Origin of the sequence: Breoghania sp. L-A4, assembly GCF_003432385.1 — a bacterium.
Lineage (GTDB): Bacteria > Pseudomonadota > Alphaproteobacteria > Rhizobiales > Stappiaceae > Breoghania.
The window spans coordinates 787,649-806,764 of the sequence record NZ_CP031841.1 but is presented as its reverse complement, the minus strand read 5'-3'; the positions used below and the strand labels follow the sequence as shown (position 1 = coordinate 806,764).

The following is a 19,116-nucleotide window of genomic DNA, read 5'->3' as shown; positions in this document are numbered from 1 at the left end:
TTTGCCGCAAGTCACTGACATTGCGGCATTCCCACGCGCCCATCCGTTCGCTACAGTGGCCGCCGGGATAGGGGAAAGACCATGACTGAGACACAGACACCGGCCTACACGGCCACCGCGCGCTTTTTGCACTGGCTGACCGCCGCATGCGTGTTGAGCATGATCCCGGCGGGGCTTGCCATGCTGCGGATCAGCGGCGGGCCGATGCAGAATTTTCTGTTCGATTTCCATCGGTCCATGGGCGTGGTCCTGTTCGTGATCACCGTGGTGCGGCTGATCCACCGGATCAACCACCGGCCCGCGCCGCTGCCCGCCGGCATGCCGATGATCCAGAAGTTCGCCGCCCATGCGGTGCACACCGTGCTCTACGTCATCCTTCTGGCGAGCCCGATCGTCGGCTGGATCGGTACCTCCGCCTTTGGCGCGCCGATCAAGGTGTTCTGGACGGTCACGCTGCCGCCCATCGTCGCCAAGGACAAGGCGACCGCCGATCTGTTCCTCGGCCTGCACCAGTATCTCGGTTGGATCATGACGGCCGCCGTTTTGATGCACATCGGCGCGGCGCTGTATCATCAGTTCGTCGTGCGCGACGACCTGATCTCACGGATGGTTCGAGGGTAGCGATCCCACAGGCCGGTCATAGGGCGTCTCGGGCGCCTTTCGGCGGCGCTCGCGTTCGGCCTGCTTGCGCCGCTGCTCCGCCTCGCGCAGCTTGTCCTGATTGGCGTCGCGCGTCCGGCTCTGGTCTTCCAGCAGCCGGTTGAGCGAATCCCGCTGCTTCAGGAACCCGTCTGTGTTGCTCGGCGCGCGCGGCACCACGGGCAGCGGAACCACGACCTGCGCCTGCGCGGCACAGGCCAGAAGAGCTGCAACGATCACGGTGAGAGAAGCGGTGGCGCGTCTGGTCATGCCCTGAATATGGGGCCGCGCCCTCCCCCGTACCAGCCCCGTGCGGCTCACGACGCGGCGCGCAGTTTCGCCTGGCGCTCCAGTCCGGCGACCAGATCGTTGAAGCCGCCACCCTGGATGATGACGTGATCGGTGAGCGCGCGCTGGGCGGCCTCCGCGTCCTCGGCGGCGATCGCCTCCACCACCTGCCGATGCTCGACCAGCGACTGGCGCATGCGGCCGCGCACCCGCAACTGCAGCCGGCGATAGGGTTTCAGCCGCCGGTGCAGCGTCATCGCCTGGCCGGTGAGAAAGCTGTTACCGCAGGCGCGGTAGATCACATGGTGGAAGCGCTCGTTCTCATAGTAGTAGGCGTCCGCGTCGCCCCCCTCGAAGGCGCTTTCGCACGCTTCCATCGCCTCGCGCAGCGCCGCCAGATCCTCGGAGGAGATCCGCCGCGCCGTCAGCCGGCCGCACATGCCCTCCAGTTCCGCCATCACCTCGAACATCTCGATGATCTCGTTGATGCCGGCGCTGCGCACGAAGGCGCCGCGGCGCGGCTTCAACTCCAGGAGGCCGGAGGCCGAGAGCTGCTGGAACGCCTCGCGGATCGGCGTGCGCGACACCTTGAACCGCTCGGCCAGCTTCACTTCGTCCAGCCGCGCGCCGGGCGCATGCACGCCGGTGACGATTTCCTGTTCCAGCTGATCGCGCAGCCGGTCGGCCATACGGCCCGACAGGTGTTCGGGCAGGGCCTCCGGCGCACGGTCCTCCGCGCGCTCCGGCACGGTGTCTGACATCTGATTCGGCTGGCGATCGGCCATGCGATTCCCCGCTTCAAGGCAACGGACCTGCATAGCACACATTCTTGTATACAAAAACCTTGACTCTGTGTGCATAGGAAGGCCCTATTCAAGCCTCGATTAAAACAACATGCCGGCATGTCCGGTGGGAGGAAACAATGTTCAAAACGATAGTCATCGCGGCTGTCGCCGGCTCAATGGCCAGCGCGGCGTTCGCCGAAACCACACTGAAGGCCTCGCACCAGTGGCCGGGCGGCAAGGGCGACGTGCGCGACGAAATGGTCCAGATCCTCGCCCGTGAGGTCGAGAAGGCCGACGTCGATCTGAAGATCCAGGTCTATCCGGGCAAGTCGCTGTTCAAGCCGACCGAGCAGTGGGGCGCCATGGTCAAGGGCCAGCTCGACATCTCCGCCTTCCCGCTCGACTACGCCTCCGGCCGTCACCCGCAGTTCTCGGCCACCCTGATGCCGGGCCTGGTGCGCAACCATGACCGCGCGCAGCGGCTGAACGATTCGCCGTTCATGGACGACATCAAGCAGATCATCAACGACGCCGGCGTGGTGGTGCTGGCCGACGCATGGCTGGCGGGCGCCTTCGCCTCCAAGACCAAATGCATCACCTCGCCTGAGACGATGAAGGGCCAGGTCACCCGCGCTGCGGGTCCGGCCTTCGAGCAGATGCTGGTGGGCGCGGGCGCCTCCATCGCCTCCATGCCGTCGTCGGAAATCTATACCGGCCTGCAGACCGGCGTGCTCGACGCCGCCAATACCTCGTCGGGCTCCTTCGTCTCCTACCGCATCTACGAGCAGGCCACCTGCCTGACCAAGCCGGGCGCCAACGCCCTGTGGTTCATGTATGAGCCGATCCTGATGTCCAAGCAGAGCTGGGATGCACTCAATGCCGACCAGCAGAAGGCGCTGATGGACGCAGGCAAGGTCGCGCAGGACTATTTCGTCGGCGAAGCCAAGAAGCTCGACGACAAGCTGGTCGACGTCTACGAGAAGGCCGGCGTGGAAATCGTCGAAATGTCCGCCGACGACTACAACGCCTGGCTCGATATCGCCAAGGCCACCTCCTACAAGAACTTCGCGGAGAAGGTTCCCGGCGGTGAAGAGCTGATCAACAAGGCTCTGGCGGTCGAATAAGCCGCACATCCGGCCCCATTGGCCCGCTCCGGGCCGCCCGCGCGGCGGTCCGGAGCCTCTCTTTCCTCACATCAATGGTCCCCGTGGCGCGCCGTTGGCTGAAGCCGTGGCGCACGTGAAAAAAGACATGCCCGCATGAAGGCCTATATCCAGATCATCTCGGCGCTTTCGCGCGCGCTCGGCCTTGCCGCGATCCTGCTCGTCGCCTCCGCGGCGCTGGTCGTCTCCTACATGGTGTTCATCCGCTACGTGTTGAACGGCTCCACGGTCTGGCAGACCGAGTACGTCACCTTTTCGCTGGTCGCCGCCACCTTCCTCGGCTCGCCTTTCGTGCTTCTGGAAAAGGGTCACGTGAACGTCGACATCGTGCCCAATGCCATGCCGCATCCCGTGCGCCTGATCATGAACGTCGTGGCCGGCCTGTTCGGCCTCGCCTTCTGCGCGCTGCTGGCCTACTCCGGCTGGACCTATTTCGAGGAAGCCTGGAGCGGCGGCTGGACCACCGAAACCGTCTGGAAACTGCCGCTGTGGATCCCGCTGGCGCCGCTGCCGCTCGGCATCGGCGTCCTGTGCCTGCAGTATGTCGCCGAAATTCTCAAGCTGTGGGGGGATCCCGAATGAGCCCGCTGATGTACGGCCTCTTCGTTCTCGCGGCGCTGATGTCGCTGCTCGCCATCGGCACGCCCATCGCCTTCGCGCTGGGGTTTGTGTCCATCGCCGCGCTGATCCTCGTCGACGGCTGGGGCAGCCTGTCGATCCTCGGCGAAACCTTCTTCGGCGGCCTGGCCTCCTTCGGCCTCGTCTCCATCCCGATGTTCATCCTGATGGGCGCCTCGGTCGCTTCCTCGCCCGCCGGCAAGGACCTCTACGAGGCGCTCGACCGCTGGCTCAACCGCGTGCCGGGCGGGCTGGTGCTGTCCAACCTCGGCGCCTGCTCGATCTTCGCGGCGCTGTCCGGCTCCTCGCCCGCCACCTGTGCCGCCATCGGCAAGATGGGCATCCCGGAGATGACATCGCGCGGCTATCCGAAGGAAATCGCCGCGGGCTCCATCGCCGCCGGCGGCACGCTGGGCATTCTCATTCCCCCGTCGATCACCATGATCGTCTATGGCATCGCCACGGAAACCTCCATCGGCCGGCTGTTCCTCGCCGGCGTGGTTCCCGGCATGATGCTGACGGCACTGTTCATGGCCTGGACCATCTATTCCTGCCATCGCCGTGGCGTCGGCCTCAGCGCGCTGAGCGAGCGCTTCACCTTCAAGCAGCGCTTCGAGGTGTTGCCGCGCGTGCTGCCGTTCCTCGCCATCATCGTCGGCATCCTCTTCGTGCTCTACGGCGGCGTCGCGACCCCGTCGGAGGCCGCCGGCGTCGGCGCGCTGTTCTGCATCATCCTGGTGATGGTGATCTACCGCATCTGGCGGCTGTCCAGCCTGACGGCGGTGTTCCGCGACACGCTGAAGGAAAGCGTCATGATCATGATGATCATCGGCGCCTCGGAGCTCTTCTCCTACGCCCTGTCGTCGATGTTCATCACCCAGTCGATCGCCGAGTGGATCGGCAATCTCGACGTCAACAGGTGGGTCCTGATGGCGGTGATCAACGTCTTCTTGCTGTTTGCCGGCTTCTTCCTGCCGCCGGTGGCCGTCATCCTGATGACCGCGCCGATCCTGCTGCCGATCATCCTGCAGGCGGGCTTCGATCCCTACTGGTTCGCCGTCATCCTGACCATCAACATGGAAATCGGCCTGATCACGCCGCCCGTGGGACTGAACCTTTATGTCATCAACGGCATTGCGCCCGACATATCGCTGGCCCAGATATTGAGGGGGTCCATCCCCTATGTGCTGTGCATGGTGGTCGGCATTCTCCTCTTGTGCCTGGTCCCCGGCATTGCCACCTGGTTGCCCGTCTACGTCATGGGACCCGCCTTATGACACGAGTAAGCATGCTTCAGGATCTGCTTTCGGCGCTCGTGACCCGCGGCGCGCGGCTGATGGACCAGCGCGCCGAGGCGAAGACCGCCGCGGACCTGGAACTGTTGTGCGACGCCCTGCTGTCGTCGCGCGGCGAGGCGTCGGGCGTGGCGCTGGCCGCGCAGATCCTCGACGGTTTCAGCACGCTCGACGAGACCGAGCGGGCCACCTTCTTCGCCATGCTCACCGAGCGCTTCGATCCGGATCCCGCCCGCGCCATTCTCGCCGCGCAGGATTTCGCCCAGGAGCGCTCCGCGCGCACCCTGGGCGAGCTGATCGCCGCCTCCGAGCCGCCGCGCCAGGAGCTGATGCGTCGGCTCAATCTGGCGCCCGGCGGCACCGCCGCCCTGGTCGGCATGCGCGAGGCGTTGCTGTCCTATCTCGGCGAACATCCGGAATTCGCCCGGCTGGACGCGGATTTCCAGCACCTGTTCCAGTCGTGGTTCAACCGCGGCTTTCTGGTGCTGCGGCCCATCGACTGGGCCAGCCCGGCGCATATCCTGGACAAGATCATTGCCTATGAGGCCGTGCACGAGATCGGCAACTGGGACGAGCTGCGCCGCCGCCTGCGTCCCGCCGACCGCCGCTGCTTCGGCTTCTTCCATCCCTCCATGCCCGACGAGCCGCTGATCTTCGTGGAAGTGGCGCTGACGCAAGCCATCCCGGATTCGATCCAGGACCTTTTGGCGGACGACCGCGAGATCCTCAGCCCCGACAAGGCGACGACGGCGGTGTTCTACTCGATCTCCAACTGCCAGCAGGGACTGCGCGGCGTCTCCTTCGGCTCCTTCCTGATCAAGCAGGTGGCGCAGGATCTGACGCGCGAGATCCCGGCGCTGAAAACCTTTGTCACCCTGTCGCCCGCGCCGGGCTTCATACGCTGGCTCAAGGGCGTGGCAGCCGACGGCGCGGAGGATTCGCAAGCGGCCCGCGCGCTGGACGCCATCGCCGAACCGCTGTGGCATCTCGACGAAGCGAAAGCCGACGCCGCCAGGGAGTTGCTGCTGCCGCTTGCCGCGGAATATTTCCTCGCCGCCAAGCGGCCCGACGGCCAGCCCGTCGACGCCGTCGCCCGCTTCCACCTGGGCAATGGCGCAACCCTGCGGCAGATCAACTGGCTGGGCGACACCTCGCCCAAGGGGTTCGCGCAATCGGCCGGCATCATGGTCAACTATCTCTATGACCTCGCCGAGGTCGAAGCCAATCACGAAGCATACGCGGCGCGGCGCGAAGTGAAGGCGGCGAAGCCCGTGCGCGGCTTGCTACGCACCTCGGAAAAGCGTGCGGCGCGGAAGGACACGGTATGACGAATATTCTCTTCGACGCCCTGCTGGGGCAGCCGCGCGAGCCCGCGAAAGCCTTCCTTCGCATGGCCGACGGCACCGAAATCAGCTACGCCGCCATGCAGGCGCTGACCGGAAAGATCGCGGGGGCCCTCGTGGCGCTGGGCGTCAAGCCCGGCGACCGCGTCGCGGTGCAGGTGGAGAAATCGCCGCAGGCACTGGCGCTCTATCTGGCGACCGTGCGCGCCGGCGGCGTCTTCCTGCCGCTCAACACCGCCTACACCGCCCATGAGATCGCCTATTTCGTCGGCGACGCGGAGCCCGCGCTGGTCGTCTGCGATCCGCGCACCGAAAACGAGATCGCCCCGATTGCGAAAAGAGCCGGCGCCGCGCTGAAGACGCTCGCCGGAGACGGCTCCGGCAGCCTGATGGCGCTGGCCGAGGGCCAGCCCGAGGATTTCGCCACCGTGGAGCGCACCGGCTCCGACCTCGCCGCGATCCTCTACACCTCAGGCACCACCGGCCGCTCCAAGGGCGCCATGCTCAGCCACGACAATCTTCTGTCCAACACGCTGACGCTGGTCGACGAATGGCGCTTCACCGCGGACGACGTTCTGCTGCACGTGCTGCCGATCTTCCACACGCACGGGCTCTTCGTGGCCACCAACATCGTTCTGGCGGCCGGCGCGACGGCGATCTTCCTGCCGAAATTCGACGCCGACGAGGTCATCCGCCTGCTGCCCGCCTCCACCGCGATGATGGGGGTGCCGACCTTCTATACCCGGCTTCTCGGACGGCCCGACTTCAACCGCGATCTGGTCGCGCACATGCGGCTGTTTACTTCGGGCTCGGCGCCGCTTCTGGCGGAAACGCACGTGGAATTCGAGGACCGCACCGGCCACCGGATCCTCGAGCGCTACGGCATGACCGAAACCAACATGAACACCTCGAACCCCTACGACGGCGACCGCCGCGCCGGCACCGTCGGCTTTCCGCTGCCCGGGGTTTCGATCCGCATCGCCGATCCGGACACCGGCAAGGAAGTCGCCCGGGGCGAGATCGGCTCCATCGAGGTCAAGGGCCCCAACGTGTTCCAGGGCTACTGGCGCATGCCGGAGAAGACGGCCTCGGAATTCCGCACTGATGGCTTCTTCATCACCGGCGATCTGGGCAAGATCGACGCGGACGGCTACCTGCATATCGTCGGCCGCGCCAAGGACCTGATCATCTCCGGCGGCTACAACATCTACCCCAAGGAAATCGAGCTGATCCTCGACGATCTGCCCGGCGTGGTGGAATCCGCGGTCATCGGCGTGCCGCATCCGGATTTCGGCGAGGGCGTCGTCGGCGTCATCGTGCCCGAGAAGGGCGCGGACATCACAGAAGCCGGCGTGCAGGAGGCAATCCGCGACCAGCTCGCCCGCTTCAAGCAGCCCAAGCGCGTGTTCTTCGTCGACAGCCTGCCGCGCAATACCATGGGCAAGGTGCAGAAAAACCTGCTGCGCGACGAACACACGGCACTCTTCGCATCGGACCAGAAAGCCGGCTGATCATCTTTGCACCCCGCCCCCATGGCGCGGGGCGGCGGAGATGCTATACCGGCGCTCCCTGAAGCCGGTGCCCGATCCATGAGCGAAACAACGTCCTCTCCCACCGTGGCCATCATCGGCGCGGGTCCCGCCGGACTGATTGCGGCGGAGACGCTGGCGCGCGCCAGCGTGACCGTCTCCGTCTATGACGCCATGCCCTCGCCGGCGCGAAAATTCCTGATGGCCGGGCGCGGCGGGCTGAATCTCACCCATTCCGAGGAGCTCGACACCTTCCTCACCCACTATGGCGATGCGCGCGCCGTCCTCGAGCCGATGATCCGCGCCTTCGGCCCCGATGCTCTGCGGCAATGGTGCGAGGATCTGGGCGAGGAAACCTTCGTGGGATCGTCAAAGCGCGTGTTTCCGAAATCCATGAAAGCCTCGCCGCTGCTGCGCGCCTGGCTCAAGCGACTTGGGGATCTCGGCGTCACGCTGCATCCTCGCCACCGCTGGACCGGCTGGAACGACGGCGCGCTGACGTTCGAAACGCCGGACGGACCGGTTGCCCGCACCGCCGACGCAACGCTTCTGGCGCTGGGCGGCGCGAGCTGGCCGCGCTTGGGCTCCACCGGCGCCTGGACCGCAATCCTCGCCGCCCACGACGTGCCGGTCACGCCGCTCGCGCCCGCCAACTGCGGCTTCGACGTCGCCTGGTCGGACGTGTTTTCCGAGCGCTTTGCCGGCCGGCCGCTCAAGACCGTTACCGTGAGCTTCGATGGTCGCGCCGTGCGCGGCGACGCGATGATCACGGCGCACGGCATCGAGGGCGGCGCGGTCTATGCGCTCTCGGCGCCCTTGCGCGAGGCCATCGCGCGCGACGGTCCGGTGCCGCTCGCCGTGGATCTCCGCCCCGACATGTCCCTCGATGCCCTGATCGCGCGGCTGTCCCGCCCGCGCGGAAAGCAGTCGCAGACCGCTTTCCTGCGCAAGGCCGCGGGGCTGGCGCCCGAAGCCATCGGATTGCTGCGCGAGGCCGCGGGCAAGGATCTGCCCACCGAGCCTGAGGCGCTGGCGCGGCTCGTCAAGTCCGCGACGCTCACCCTCACCGCAACCCGCCCCATCGATCGCGCGATTTCCAGCGCCGGCGGCGTGTCGCGTGCGGCCGTCGACTCCGCTCTCATGCTGCGCACCATGGAGGGCGTCTTCGTGGCCGGTGAGATGCTGGATTGGGAAGCGCCCACAGGCGGTTACCTGCTGCAGGCGTGTTTCTCGACCGGCGTCACGGCCGCGCAGGGCATGCTGAGTTTCATGAAAGGTACTGCGCCGCAGCAATAGCGGGCCGCCACATTCATGCTGCGCTGCAGCATTCGACATGGGGCGCAGCATGGCCCCTCATCCGGCCTTGCTGGCCACCTTCTCCCCAAGGGGAGAAGGGAAGGCTGCCCCCTCCGAGCCCACAACCGCATTCTGCGCCTGCCGTCTCCGCCCCCTCTCCCTTCAGGGAGAGGGCCGGGGTGAGGGCCTTGCGCCACGCACCGATGCCGGCCGAGCGCATTCCCGCGCAAGCAGCCCTCATCCGCCCGCCTACCACTCGCCTTCGGTCGGAATGTTCAGCACCTTGCCGCAATGCTTGCAGTGCACGGCGTCCGGATCGTGCCGCGACAGCCCGCAGTCGGAGCAGGTGTGGACCACCTTGGCGGGGCGGAAGATCGTCTGCACGAGGCGCAGAAACAGCCCTACGCCGAACACCATGATCAGCACCGTCAGCGCCCGGCCCACCGAGTCCGTCATGGTGATATCGCCAAACCCGGTGGTGGTCAGCGTGGTCACGGTGAAATACAGCGCGTCGAGATAGTTGTTGATCGCCGGATTGCGGTGACCTTCCAGCACGAAAACCACGGCGGTGACGACAAACACGAAGACGAACAGGTTGATCGCCGAATGGACCATTTCCTCGTTGCGGCGGAACCAGGCCGAATGCTCGCGGAACTCGCGCAGCACATGATAGGAGCGCAGAAGCCGCAGCATGCGCACGACGCGCAGGAAACCCAGGTTGCCGATGAAGGCGGAGGCCAGCAGAGAAGCGATGACCACCAGATCGGCGATCGCGGTGAATTCCAGCGCCGCCCGCCATCGCCGGCGGCGATCATCAGCCGCGCGGCATAGTCGGCCAACAGCACCGCCGCGATGGCGTAGTCGATGGCATGAATCGCCGCGCCGGACTCCATCAGCGAGGAGACGATGAAATACAGGATGGTGACCACGTCGAAGGCCAGCAGAAACACCCGGAACGCCTTGGCGGTGGCGTCGTCGCCGTAATACAGCCGGGTCAGCTTCCGCTTCAGGCCGCGCTTCTCGTCCGATGTCGTCACGGATATCTCCTCTTGCGGCGCTTCGGCCTCGCGCGCGCCCGGATCGCGCCGGGCCGCCGTCGTGTTTCCGTCGGCGCGGCCGCGCTCACGCGTCCGGTTTCGCCGCCATGACGACCTCCACCGGACCGCGCACATGGATGTCGCTTTGCGGATAGGGGAATTCGACGCCGTTGTCCTTTAGCGCATACCACAGCGCCATCAGAACCGCGCCCTTCACGTTGACAACGCCCTTCGATGGATCATCGATCCAGAAGCGCAGCAGAAAATCCACCGAGGAGTCGCCGAAGGCGGTCAGATGGCACACCGGCGCCGGCGTCTTTTGCACCCGCGCGACGCCCGCCGCCGCCTTCGCGGCGATCTCGCGCACCGAAGCCGGGTCCGCGTCGTAGCTGACGCCGAAGGGCACGTCGAGGCGCACCTTCTCGTCGGAATAGGTCCAGTTGATCACCTGCCCGGTGATCAGGTCCTCGTTGGGGATCAGGTATTCCCGGCCGTCGCGGGTGACCACCGAGACGTAGCGCGCCCCAGCGAGGTGATCGCGCCATAGGTCTCCCCCAGCGTGATCACGTCGCCCGGCTTGATCGACTTGTCGAGCAGCAGGATGACGCCGGACACCAGGTTGGAGACCACCTTCTGCAGGCCGAAGCCGAGACCGATGCCCACCGCGCCGGAAAACACCGTGATCGTCGTCAGGTCGAAGCCGATGGACTGCAGCCCCATGACAAACGCCGTGGTGAACAGCCCGATGCGCACGAACTTGCCGGCCAGAACCCGCATCGACGGCGACATGTCCTCGACCTGCGCCACGCGGCGCTCGGTGACGCGGCTGAGATAGGCCGCGCCCCACAGGAGGATCGAAAGGGTGACCACCGCCTTGATGACCAGCAGCAGCGAAATCCGCAGATCGCCCACGGTGATCGCCGCCGCATCCATCACGCGGACGGCGAACGGCATCAGGTCGAGAATGGAAAGCGCGGCGAAGATCCAGGCGCCCAGCGCCACGGTGCGGGCGGCCAACGGATTGCGGATGACGCGCGAGGAAATCGAGATCACCAGCCATACGGCCGACAGATTGCCGACCACCAGCAGCAGGTAGCTCCAGCTCGGCCAGGCCACCGAGCGCATGGCAAGAACCGCGATCCAAACCAGGATCACGAAGAAGATCAGCCGCAGCCGCCGCAGCACCAGGATCAGGAACCGCAGCCGCTTCATGGAGGTCTCGATCGAGCGCACCCAGCGCTCGAACCGCGGCTCGACGAATTCGGCGCCGAAATGCGCCAGCGCGAAGGCGGAGATCAGGATCAAGATCTGCAGCAGCCCCGACGGCTGGCCCAGGGCGCGCACGGACAGGAACACATGGCGCAGCGTCGTCTCGATCGCCGCCAGAAAGTCCGTCCATGTCTCCATTCAGCTTCCTCCGCGCCCGGTTCCGCCGCGCCCTGAATCCGCCGGGGCGAACCCGTGTGGCGCGGCATGCAGCATAGCGCGAAGAGTATCCGCCTGTCAGTGCTTGTGGTTTTCATCCTCCAGCGCGCGGCGCAGCCGCCGGATGACCACGCCGCGGGCCTTCTCGTCGGCGGCCTTGTCCAGCGCCTCGCGGATATCGATCAGAAGCTGGGCGGCATCGTTGTGCCAGTCGAGACGGCTGCCGGCCTCCGGCGCGATCCGGCGGGCGACCGCATGCGGTCTTCGGCCCGCGCCGAGCAAATCGACCTCATCGTCGATGCCAGGCACGATGACCGTGTCGCGCGCGCTTCCCCGCGCCACCAGCGCCTCACGCAGGGCCTCGCTGCTCTCAGCGTCGCCGTGGGTGAGATAAAGCGCCCGATGGATCGGCGCGCGCTCCTCGATCCAGTCGATCAGTTCGCCATGATCGGCGTGGCCGGAGTAGACGTCGATTTCCCGGATGCGGGCGCGCACCTGAATCACGTCGCCCTGGATCGTGACCTGCTTGGCGCCGTCCACCAACAGCCGGCCGAGCGTTCCCGGCGCCTGATAGCCGACGATCAGCACGGTGCAATCGGCCCGCCACAGATGGTTCCTCAGATGGTGGCGGATGCGGCCGGCGTCGCACATGCCCGACGCCGCCATGATGATCGCGCCGCTGTGGATGCGGTTGATCGCCTTGCTCTCGTCCACCGTCTCGGTGAAGTGGATGTTGGGATTGTCGATGAGATGCGGTTGCTCGCGCAGCCCCTCCAGCTCGGAGGCGTGACGCTCGAACGTCTCCGTCGCCTTGATCGCCATCGGGCTGTCGAGGAAGACCGGCGCGGGGCCGATGTCGCCCGCGTCCTGCGCCAGGCTCAGATCGGCCAGCAACTCCTGGGTGCGCTCGACCGCGAAGCTGGGGATCAGCAGGTTGCCGCCGGCCAGCAGCGCTTCGCGCACCTCGCGCGCCAGGATCGAGCGGCGCTCCGCCGCCGAGTGGCGCGCACGCGGCCGGCCGCCGTAGGTCGACTCGCAGACCACGAAGTCGAAGTCGCTTGAGGCCTCCGGATCGGGATGGAACAGTTTCTGGTCCGGTCCGATGTCGCCGGAAAACAGCATCCGCAGCTTGGGCGGATCCTCGCGGCCGGTCTCCAGTTCCAGCTCGATGGAGGCCGAGCCCAGAATATGCCCGGCGTTCCAGTACCGCACGCGCACCCCCGGCGCCACCTCGCGCCAGACCTCGTATTCTATGGTCTCGAAACGCTCCTGGCAGGCATAGGCATCGCGTTGCGTGTAGATCGGCGTCACCACCGGCCGGCCGCGGCGCTGGTTGCGCCGGTTGAGCTGCTCGACCTCCATTTCCTGGATGAAACCGCTGTCGGGCAGCATGAAGGCCAGCAGATCGCGCGTGCCGCGGGTCATATGCACCGGTCCGCGAAAGCCGTCGCGGTAGAGCTTCGGCAGCAGCCCCGAATGGTCGATATGCGCATGGGTCTGCAGCACGAAATCGATGCCCGATGGCGTGAACGGGAATTTCTCGTAGTTCAGCGCGCGCAGGGTTTTGGGCCCCTGGAACATGCCGCAGTCGACGAGAAACCGCGCCGTCGGCGTCTGCAGCCAGTAACACGAGCCGGTGACGGTGCGCGCCGCGCCGCAAAACCGCATGGAAAGGGTCATGAGATGTTCCCGATCTGGACACCGCGATGAATCGCGGACACCCGACCATGCCCCAAAACCAAACCCGCGTCTTGATCGCGATCAAGGGGCGGGAAATCAAGCGTCTTGAGCGCTCAACGTCCACCCGCGCACCCCGCTACAGGCGCCGGCGCGCAAATTGGCAATTTGACAGGCCAGCGCGATGGCATACATTGTCCGACAAACGCTTATTCCTCGGCTGAGATGATGATCCCATGACCAGCAGCGCGCGATTTTCCATGAGGCTCGAGCCGGAACTCAAGGCTTGGCTTGAGCAGGAAGCGAAACGGCAGGACCGCAGCGCGGGCTATATCGCCGCGCGAGCCATTGCCGCGCAAAAGGTGCGCAGCGAGGCCCGTCACCGGGTGATTGCCGAGGCGATCGCGGAGGCGGACAAGGGAATCTTTGTCTCCGAGGAAGCGATGAACGCCTGGGTGGCGTCTTGGGACACGGACATGGAACTCCCGGAGCCGCAGCCCGATATCGTTCCTGAGCCTTCCGGTCGATGAAGATCAGATATCTCCAATCCTGCGTTGCGGACGTCCAGTGGATGCGCCGCTATTACCAATCCGTCTTTCCCGAAGGTTCGATCAACGCCCGACGGCCTTACGAGGCCGCGACAATCGCGCTGAAAGCGAATCCCTCCATCGGCCATCCGATCGAACGCACCGAAGACGTGCGCGCGTATCCCATTCCGCGAACACCTTTCAGTTTCATCTACCGCGTGAATGGCGACGTCATCGAGGTGCTTCGTATTCTGGACGAACGCTCCGGGGACAGCGGCATGAGCGGATAGGTTCCCGTTAAGCCAGCGCACGGCGATCGCCCCCCATTCCCCCAAAGCCCCGCCTTGGCTAGTGTCTCATCGCCCCGATTCACTCAGACAGAGCTCCGCCCATGACCCTCACCATCCGCCCGATGACCCGCGACAATCTCGAGACCGCGATCGAGTGGGCCTATGAGGAAGGCTGGAACCCGGGGCTGGACGACGCGGAGGCGTTTTTCGCGACCGACCCGGACGGGTTTCTCATGGGGTATCTCGGCGAGGAGCCGGTGACCGCGATTTCCGTCGTCGCCTATGATGAGGGCTTCGGCTTTCTCGGCTTCTACCTCTGCCATCCGGAGCATCGCGGCAAGGGCTATGGCTGGGCCACGTGGGCTGCCGGCATCGAGCGGCTGGGCAACCGCACCATCGGGCTCGACGGGGTGGCGGCGCAGCAGGCGAACTATGAGAAATCCGGCTTCAAGCTTGCGCATCGCGACATCCGCCACGGCGGTATCTCCATCGCCGACGTGCCGATGGACCCGCGCCTGACGGTCATTGGCCGCGGCATTTATCCCTCCATCCGCGACTACGACCGCCCGCTGTTTCCCGCCCCGCGCGAAACCTTTCTCAAGCGCTGGGTGCAGGCGGGGCACGCCACCCGGCGCGGCATGGCGCTCATCGAGGACGGCGCCGTCACAGGCTACGGCGTGCTTCGCGCCTGCCGCGCGGGTTTCAAGATCGGGCCGCTGTTCGCGGACACGGACGGGGGCGCCGACGTGCTGTTTCGCGGCCTCGCCGGCACGGTGAAGGGCCAGGAGATCTATCTCGACGTGCCCGAGCCCAACGAGGCCGCACTGGCGCTCGCCGAGCGCTACGAGCTGTCGCCGGAATTCATCACCGCGCGCATGTACAAGCCGGGCGGGACGTCTGGCACGAGCGGCCTCCCGGATCTGCCGCTGGAGAAAATCTTCGGCATCACGACGATGGAGCTGGGCTAGGGGCCGGCCCCGCGTGCGCGGCCGATGCGTGGAGACGGGCGCTTCGCAGCAGGGCATTTTGAGGGCCGGGCGCGTTGGGCTCGAAAGCACCTCTCCCATGGGGAGAGGGGGCGGATGCGGCGGGCTTGTGCCGGGGGATCGACACGCAGGCGGCCGATCCTTCGAGACGGGCCTGTCGGCCCTCCTCAGGATGAGGTTCTTTTTGTTGCTATTTTTTTAAATAAATCAACATGATAGACCTCATCCTGAGGAGGCGCGAAGCGCCGTCTCGAAGGATCGGCACCAGGCTCAACGGGTGGCCAAGTCAAGTCCGCAACTCTCCCTCAAGAGTAACATGGGCGGCTCGGTGGATCTTTTTGCGGTCGGTGACAATCAGACCGGCGCATGATCCGAGCGCTCGATTGCCTCGCGTGTCCGCCATCCCCGCCGCCATGTGGATTGCATCGGCCCCTGCCGGAGATTGTTTTTTATGCTAAGTACCCTTGCGTCATTTCATTATTCGGAGATTTTCATGCACACGTTGAAAAGGGCCGCCGCGGCGGCAATCTCTCTCTCGGTCCTGGCCACCGCACCCGCGCTCGCGCAGACGCCCTATATCGGACAGGTCGAGACCTTCAGCTTCGATTTCTGTCCGGAAGGGTGGATGCAGGCCAACGGGCAATTGCTGGCCGTTTCGAACCCCAATTACCAGAAGCTGTTTTCGCTCATCGGCACCCTGTATGGCGGGGACGGCACCACAGTCTTCGCGCTTCCCGACCTGCGCGGCCGCGTGCCGATCTCCGCCGGCCAGGGCCCCGATCTGAGCACCTACCGGGTTGGCGAAAGCGGCGGCGAGGAGGCCGTCACGCTGACGACGGAAACCATGCCCAGGCATACGCACAGCGCCTCGGTGCAGATCAATGTGCCCGCGCAACCGCTCGTAACCAAGCAGAGCAGCGGCCAGCCCGTCAACGGCCCGAGCGGGAAAACCAATGACGAGCCGGTTGCGGTTCGACCTGCCGGCGGCGACCAGCCGCATGAAAACCGCATGCCCTACCTCGCGCTGACATACTGCGTGAATATCGAAGGAACGTATCCGAAACGCGACTGACGGCGGGCACAAGAAGGGAAATGACGGTGTTTTGAAATATCCCAAAAGACCAATGTCATCCCTGCGCAAGCAGGGACCCAGTAAACGATGGCGCCCGCGCCGTCGCGCTGCGATCAGCGACCACGGTTACTGGGTCCCGGCATTCCGCTACGCTTCAGCCGGGATGACATCGCATGATCATTGGGAAATCGCGTCTTTGCTCACACACCTTGGAGCAAACCGAGAATAACCGGGCACGACTTGTCTCTCCGAATGTGCCCTACCCCGCCCGTCGACCAGTCCGTCCGGCGTCAGCTCGATGCCGCTCAGCCGTCGGTCGAGATGTTTGGCGCGCCATGACAACAGCCGCTCGGCCATTGCGATGCGGGTTTCGGCATGCGCCGGATCGGCCGCGAGATTGACGAGTTCGCCGGGATCGTCCCGCAGATCGAAGAGCAGCGGCGGCAGGGCGGCGAAATGGACGTATTTCCATCTCTCCGTGCGCACCACGGCCATGGAGCAGGCGTCCATCTCCAACCCGAGCGCGTCTTGCGCGGCGCCACTCGCCACCTCGCGGAAATCGTACTCCCAGAACACCGCGTCGCGCGGCGAGGGCAGTCCCTCCAGCGCCGGCACCAGTGAGCATCCGTCGAGGTGCGCCGGGGCATCGAGCCCGGCGGCGGCCATGAGGGTTGGGAAAATATCCACCGATTCCGAAAACCCCTCCACGCAAGCGCCGAAGCTTTCCGGCCTTGCGGGATCGCGGATGATCAGCGGGACGTGATAGCTCTGCTCGTGGAAGCCGAATTTGCCCAGCGTCCAGTGATCGCCCATCATCTCGCCGTGGTCGGAGGTGAGCACGAACAGCGTGTTGTCCCAGTCGCCGCGCGCTTTCAGCCCCGCGACGATGCGGCCGATCTGCCGGTCGACCTCCGAGATCATGCCCCAGTAGGTGGCGCGCAACTGGCGGAAATCGGCCTCCGTCCAATCGCAGACCAGCCCGTCGCCCGCGCCGATCACATAATGCTGCGAACGCTTCTGCCCGCCGATCCAGTAGTCCACCAGCGGATGGCTGGCCCGCTCCGCCTCGAGCGTCTCCGCGCGGATGAAATCCGGGCCCTCGGCCGGATCGTACATCGTGTTGAAGGGCTCGGGCACGACGAACGGCGGATGCGGCCTGAGGAACGAGATATGCGCGCACCACGGCTTGCCCGCGCGCAGCTCGGAGTGCTGCTCGTCGAGCCAGCGCAGGAACTCGTCGGTGAGGAACGCGGTCTCCGTCTCGTCCTGGCTGTAGCGCGAGGGCGCCGACGTCGGCCGGTCGCCTGGGCTGCCTTGCGGCAGATACATCTGCCACGGATCGGACGGCACCTCATGGCCGCGCGCCTTCAGCCAGGAGAGCCACGGGCCCACGTCCTCGGGCAGCCGCAGACGCACGGAGAAGCCCGGCAGGATGCCCTCGTAGCTGCGCAGCCACGGATCATCGCCGCTGGTGGTCCTGGGGTCGATCGCCTGGTCGGTGTAGCCAAACAGCGTCGGATCGTAGCCCGCGCGGCGCAGCGCCAGCGCGATGTTGTCGTGCCGCCCATCCAGCGGCGTACCGTTGCGCACCACCCGGTTGGTCATCTGGTAGAGCCCGGTGTAGAGGCAGGCGCGCGACGGGCCGCACGGCGAGGCCTGGGCGTAGTGGCGGGCGAACGTCGTCGCCTCGCTTGCCAGCGCGTCCACATGCGGCGTTCTCACCACCGGATGGCCGGCAACGCCCAGACAGTCGCCGCGCCACTGGTCCGCGGTGATCAACACGATATTCGGCCGCATGCAGCCCCCCTTTGCGCATATGCTCTCTTCGTAGGTACGAGCCTTGACAGTATGGTGACAGCGCACGCTAATCTGGATGATTGCCGTCGTCATTCAACTGTCACGAAATTATAACGAGCGCGTCACAGGACGCCGGTATTCCCACACGGGATTTCACCTAGGGAGACACCCATGTCACTTTCTCGCCGTTCCATTCTCCAAGGCACCGCCGCCGCCGTTCTGGCGTCGCCGGCCATTCTTCGCGCGCAGGATGCGCTCGCCTCTTCCGGCACCGTGAATGTCTTCGCCTGGGGCGACTACATCCAGCAGAACATGATCGACAAGTTCCAGGGCGACACCGGAATCACCATCAACCTGTCGACCTTCGGATCCAACGATGAAGCCGTCCAGAAGCTCAAGGCCGCCGGCGGCAAGGGCTTCGACGTGATCTACCCGAGCGTCACCAACGGGCCGCAGTATTATCCCGACGATCTGCTGCAGCCGGTGGACGAGGACAAGCTGGCGCTCGACAAGCTGATCCCCTCGATGCTGCGCGACAGCGTCCAGCTCGGCGCCACCTACCGCGGCAAGCGCATGCTGCTGCCCTTCGACTGGGGCACCGAGGCCATCACCTTTGACAGCGCCGCCATGCCGATGAGCGACTCCGACGTCTCCTATGGCGCCATGTGGAGCAAGGACGCCAACGGCAAGGCCACCTTCCGCCAGAAGTCCGGCATGGTCGGCGTCGGCCTGTATCTGGACTCCATCGGCGAGGTGAAGTCCGACCGCATGCTCGACGTCTACAAGTCCGAGGACGAAGCCCGCCGCGTCTACGGCGCGGCCGCCGATTTCATCATCGCGCACAAGGCCAATGTCGCGGCCTTCTGGAACAATGCGACGGAAGCCACCAACGCCTTCAAGCAGGCGGGCGCGGCCATCGGCCAGACCTGGGACACGACGGGCCTGCTGCTCAACCGCGAGGATGCGAAGTACAAGTACCGCATGCCCAAGGAAGGCGGCATCACCTGGATGGACTCCATGGGCATCCCGTCGGGCGCGGAGAACGTCGAGCAGGCCTACGCCTTCATCAACGCGATGCTGGATCCGGAAATGGCCGGCATGTTCTCCAAGAACACCGGCTACAACTCCGCCGTGCTCGGTGCCGCCGATCATGCCGGCGACGAGTACAAGGCGCAGTTCAACGAGGTCTACAACGCCGACAACCTCGCCAACCTGTGGTGGTGGCAGGCGGATCAGCCGTGGACTTCTCCGGTCGTCGGCGAGTTCGTGGACAAGATCACCAACTCCTAGAAAAACAAGACCCAGGCTCATGACGAAGGAAGGGACGCGTGGAAGCGCGCCCCACTTCC

19 protein-coding genes are annotated in these 19,116 nt (G+C 65.6%); 12 read left to right on the top strand and 7 right to left on the bottom strand.

The window, feature by feature from the left end:
- Positions 1-81 precede the first annotated feature (81 nt).
- Positions 82-621 (top strand): cytochrome b, encoded by a 540-nt coding sequence (locus tag D1F64_RS03825; protein ID WP_117411339.1) that lies wholly within the window; start codon positions 82-84, stop codon positions 619-621.
- Here D1F64_RS03825 and D1F64_RS03820 read toward each other — a convergent pair.
- Together D1F64_RS03820 and D1F64_RS03815 are read right to left on the bottom strand one after the other, a co-directional pair.
- Entirely contained in the window at positions 601-909 is a 309-nt protein-coding gene (locus tag D1F64_RS03820) for a hypothetical protein (protein ID WP_117411338.1), read from the bottom strand. The genes D1F64_RS03825 and D1F64_RS03820 overlap by 21 nt on opposite strands.
- 47 nt (positions 910-956) lie before the next feature.
- The gene (locus D1F64_RS03815) at positions 957-1,616 is read right to left on the bottom strand and encodes a GntR family transcriptional regulator (protein WP_205470755.1); all 660 of its coding nucleotides are present in this window, start codon (positions 1,614-1,616) and stop codon (positions 957-959) included.
- 233 nt (positions 1,617-1,849) lie between these two features.
- On the opposite strand from D1F64_RS03815, the gene dctP reads away from it, so the two are divergent.
- The 6 genes from dctP to D1F64_RS03785 all read left to right on the top strand — a co-directional run bounded on the left by dctP (position 1,850) and on the right by D1F64_RS03785 (position 8,956).
- Positions 1,850-2,836, top strand: coding sequence for a TRAP transporter substrate-binding protein DctP (gene dctP / locus D1F64_RS03810; protein WP_117411337.1), 987 nt, complete (start codon positions 1,850-1,852; stop codon positions 2,834-2,836).
- Between the two features lie 135 nt (positions 2,837-2,971).
- Positions 2,972-3,457 carry a TRAP transporter small permease gene (locus tag D1F64_RS03805; RefSeq protein WP_117411336.1) on the top strand — a complete coding sequence of 162 codons (486 nt, stop codon included), beginning with the start codon at positions 2,972-2,974 and terminating at the stop codon, positions 3,455-3,457.
- Positions 3,454-4,770, top strand: a complete 1,317-nt coding sequence (locus D1F64_RS03800; RefSeq protein WP_117411335.1) for a TRAP transporter large permease — start codon at positions 3,454-3,456, stop codon at positions 4,768-4,770. Before D1F64_RS03805 ends, D1F64_RS03800 begins: the two co-directional genes overlap by 4 nt.
- An 11-nt stretch (positions 4,771-4,781) precedes the next feature.
- On the top strand, positions 4,782-6,116 hold the full coding sequence (locus tag D1F64_RS03795; RefSeq protein WP_117411334.1) for a malonyl-CoA decarboxylase: 1,335 nt from the start codon (positions 4,782-4,784) through the stop codon (positions 6,114-6,116).
- Positions 6,113-7,642: a malonyl-CoA synthase gene (locus tag D1F64_RS03790; protein WP_117411333.1), complete on the top strand. Its 1,530-nt coding sequence runs from the start codon at positions 6,113-6,115 to the stop codon at positions 7,640-7,642. Before D1F64_RS03795 ends, D1F64_RS03790 begins: the two co-directional genes overlap by 4 nt.
- A 78-nt stretch (positions 7,643-7,720) precedes the next feature.
- Entirely contained in the window at positions 7,721-8,956 is a 1,236-nt protein-coding gene (locus D1F64_RS03785; protein ID WP_117411332.1) for a TIGR03862 family flavoprotein, read from the top strand.
- Positions 8,957-9,205: 249 nt separating this feature from the next.
- Here the strand turns inward: D1F64_RS03785 and D1F64_RS24220 are convergent, their stop codons facing one another.
- The 4 genes from D1F64_RS24220 to D1F64_RS03765 form a co-directional block, all read right to left on the bottom strand.
- Positions 9,206-9,715: a potassium channel family protein gene (locus tag D1F64_RS24220; protein WP_248304606.1), complete on the bottom strand. Its 510-nt coding sequence runs from the start codon at positions 9,713-9,715 to the stop codon at positions 9,206-9,208.
- A gap of 363 nt (positions 9,716-10,078) precedes the next feature.
- Entirely contained in the window at positions 10,079-10,501 is a 423-nt protein-coding gene (locus D1F64_RS03775) for a mechanosensitive ion channel domain-containing protein (protein ID WP_117411331.1), read from the bottom strand.
- Positions 10,471-11,400 (bottom strand): mechanosensitive ion channel domain-containing protein, encoded by a 930-nt coding sequence (locus D1F64_RS25300; protein ID WP_117411330.1) that lies wholly within the window; start codon positions 11,398-11,400, stop codon positions 10,471-10,473. Before D1F64_RS25300 ends, D1F64_RS03775 begins: the two co-directional genes overlap by 31 nt.
- A 96-nt stretch (positions 11,401-11,496) precedes the next feature.
- Positions 11,497-13,098: an MBL fold metallo-hydrolase gene (locus D1F64_RS03765; protein ID WP_117411329.1), complete on the bottom strand. Its 1,602-nt coding sequence runs from the start codon at positions 13,096-13,098 to the stop codon at positions 11,497-11,499.
- 233 nt (positions 13,099-13,331) lie between these two features.
- On the opposite strand from D1F64_RS03765, the gene D1F64_RS03760 reads away from it, so the two are divergent.
- The 4 genes from D1F64_RS03760 (at position 13,332) to D1F64_RS03745 (ending at position 15,970) form a co-directional block, all read left to right on the top strand.
- Positions 13,332-13,625 (top strand): hypothetical protein, encoded by a 294-nt coding sequence (locus D1F64_RS03760; protein ID WP_117411328.1) that lies wholly within the window; start codon positions 13,332-13,334, stop codon positions 13,623-13,625.
- Between the two features lie 41 nt (positions 13,626-13,666).
- A complete protein-coding gene (locus D1F64_RS03755) occupies positions 13,667-13,912 on the top strand; it encodes a type II toxin-antitoxin system RelE/ParE family toxin (protein WP_162901268.1) in 246 nt (81 codons plus the stop codon).
- Positions 13,913-14,013: 101 nt separating this feature from the next.
- On the top strand, positions 14,014-14,880 hold the full coding sequence (locus D1F64_RS03750) for a GNAT family N-acetyltransferase (RefSeq protein WP_205470642.1): 867 nt from the start codon (positions 14,014-14,016) through the stop codon (positions 14,878-14,880).
- A 511-nt stretch (positions 14,881-15,391) separates the two neighbouring features.
- A complete protein-coding gene (locus tag D1F64_RS03745; protein ID WP_117411326.1) occupies positions 15,392-15,970 on the top strand; it encodes a tail fiber protein in 579 nt (192 codons plus the stop codon).
- Positions 15,971-16,147: 177 nt separating this feature from the next.
- Here D1F64_RS03745 and D1F64_RS03740 read toward each other — a convergent pair whose 3' ends face one another.
- Entirely contained in the window at positions 16,148-17,767 is a 1,620-nt protein-coding gene (locus D1F64_RS03740; RefSeq protein WP_117411325.1) for an alkaline phosphatase family protein, read from the bottom strand.
- A gap of 171 nt (positions 17,768-17,938) precedes the next feature.
- Here D1F64_RS03740 and D1F64_RS03735 point away from each other — a divergent pair, with 171 nt between their 5' ends.
- Positions 17,939-19,057 carry an extracellular solute-binding protein gene (locus D1F64_RS03735; protein ID WP_117411324.1) on the top strand — a complete coding sequence of 373 codons (1,119 nt, stop codon included), beginning with the start codon at positions 17,939-17,941 and terminating at the stop codon, positions 19,055-19,057.
- The last annotated feature ends 59 nt before the right edge of the window (positions 19,058-19,116 follow it).